The sequence below is a fragment of the Flavobacterium sp. genome, assembly GCF_035760125.1.
Taxonomy (GTDB): domain Bacteria; phylum Bacteroidota; class Bacteroidia; order Flavobacteriales; family Flavobacteriaceae; genus Flavobacterium.
The window spans coordinates 1-2,487 of sequence record NZ_DASTTN010000165.1 but is presented as its reverse complement, the minus strand read 5'-3'; the positions used below and the strand labels follow the sequence as shown (position 1 = coordinate 2,487).

Below are 2,487 nucleotides of genomic sequence, written 5' to 3'. Positions count from 1 at the left end.
CATAGATTAGATCCAATAAATCCTGCTCCTCCTGTAATTAGTATTTTCATTTTATTGTTTTCTGTCATTTTTTTAATATTTTTAAAACAGATGTAATTATTTTTTCTTTCCTACTAATTTTTCTATTAGATTTTTTTTCTTTTCAACCTCATGATACCCATTTGAATAATTCCCGTTTCCATAACCATAGCCATAACCATAACCTCCTCCATATTTAGCTTTATTTTCAAAACCATTCAAAATGATACTGGTATTGTGAAGCTCGTCTCGATTTACCCTATTATTCAATAATGTTATCATTTCCTTTTTAGTAAAATTCTGTCTTACGATATATAAGGTAACGTCACAATATTGTGCCAACTCGAGTGAATCAGCTACCAAACCGACTGGAGGGGTGTCTAAAATAATATAATCATACTTAGTTTTCAACTCATCTATCAAATCTTTCATTCCATCACTCATTATTAATTCTGATGGATTAGGCGGTATAGGGCCCGAAAATATTACATCAAGGAAAGGAACAGAAGTATGATTTACAATCTCCTCCAAGCTTTTGTCCTTAATCAAATAATTAACTACTCCAACTGTATTGGTCAAATTAAATTCATCAAACAATCTAGGCTTTCTTAGATCCAACCCAACAATTACAGTCTTTTTTTCGCTTAAAGCAAATACTGTGGCAATATTTATGGAACAAAATGTTTTCCCTTCGCCACTCACAGAAGACGTTATCATCAATGTTTTTGCTCCAGCGACATTGCTCTTTTTATACAAAAATTGAAGAGAGGAACGAATAGCCCTAAAGGATTCGGACAAAGCTGATTTTGGCTTTTCAAATACTGCCAAATTATTATGATCTGTATTTATCCCAACAATGCCAATTAACGGAATCTTCGTTAATTTACTGATATCGTCTGGATTTTGAATGGTATTATTAATAAAAAAAACAACAACAATAACCAACAAAGGAAGTAACAACCCTAGAAATAAAGCCAACACATAATTCACTCCTGTCTTAGGTCCAATAAGACCTCCTCCAATATCTTTTGCTGAATCAATAAAATGAATATCAGACAAATTTGCTGCTTTTACAATATCAGCCTCACTCCTTTTTTGAAGGAAAGTACTATATATATTATCGTTTAAGTCATATTTCCTTTTGATTTTTATTAATTCTTGTTGATCATCCGGAAGTCGCTTAATTTTACTTTCTGCTTGATTAATTTTGCTCGCTACCATCGCCAAATCATAATCCAAGGAACTTTTTGCAGTAGTAATATTTTCCAATAAAACGTTTTTTACTGCTTGCATTTGATTATCAAAATCCCTAAATATTTTTTCACTTTTAACAGCGTAAGCCATTTCCGATCTTTGGGTAGAAAGAGCAATTAATTTAGAAACATTGACAACAATATTAGGGTCTTCAATTCCAGCCACAGAAGGTGCAGGTAATTTAGAATAATCAACGCTATTTCTCAAATAAGATTTTAACGAATTATAATAACTTATTTTTCTATTTATAGCATCTTTTTCTACATCAAAATCAAGAATTTTATCCGAAAATTTAGCGCCTCCGCCTTCTTCAACCTCATAAATATTTTTATCTTTTCTAAAAGATTTTAACTCGTCACCTGTCTGTTTTAGCTGAGACTCCATTGCCACAAGTGTACTATCAATAAAATTAATGGTATTTGTTGCAAATTGATTCTTACTATCTAATTGCCTTTTTATCAACATATTTACAGTCGAATTCAGATAATCAACCATTCGGGCTTTATTGGTACCCTGCATTCCCAAAGTGATTATAGAACTTCCTTTATCATCAGTTTTAACATTTATGTTTCTATAATTCGAAACTGTACCGTCAAAATCATTGAATCTCACAAAGTATTCATTCCCTTTATACAAACCTGGATTGTCATTAATTTGCAACTTCCAATTTAAAAAAGGTAAAGATACTTTTTGACCAACTTTGCATCTTTTGACAAATTCGCCCTCAACAACTGATGTATTGCTTTGGCTATTATCAGAATAATGAATCAGTGATACAGATGTTCCTTCAAAGGGGATTCTCAATTCATATTCATTTTCACTAACAAACTTAATACCAATTAGATTCCCAGCTAATTGCCCTTGTTTTTTATCAATTTCTAGATGAAATGGAACGGCTCCATAAGCGTCTACAAGATTGTATTCTCCTTGTACCAAATAATCAATATAAAATTGTAACTTATCTACCACCAATTCATTGTGTGAGCGGGACTGCAAAGTGGTGGAGATTGTCTGCATTTGATCTGAAGCGCCACCCCAATTAAAAACCAAATTGGTGCTAGATGTAAAAAGTGGATTGGTTTCTTCCTTAACCGAAATTAGGGTTTCAATTCCATAAATTTTTTCTTTGCGTATATTAACCTGATATGCAATCATTAATGCTATAACTATGGATAGCAAAAACCATTTCCAATAACTTAATATCTTTATTAAAAA

Annotated in this window: 1 protein-coding gene; it reads right to left on the bottom strand. The window is 31.8% G+C overall.

Annotated features, from left to right (window positions below; genetic code table 11):
* Window positions 1–96: 96 nt before the first annotated feature.
* Window positions 97–2,487: polysaccharide biosynthesis tyrosine autokinase (locus VFS71_RS06395; RefSeq protein WP_326400071.1), on the bottom strand; the 2,391-nt coding region annotated here is incomplete at its 5' end.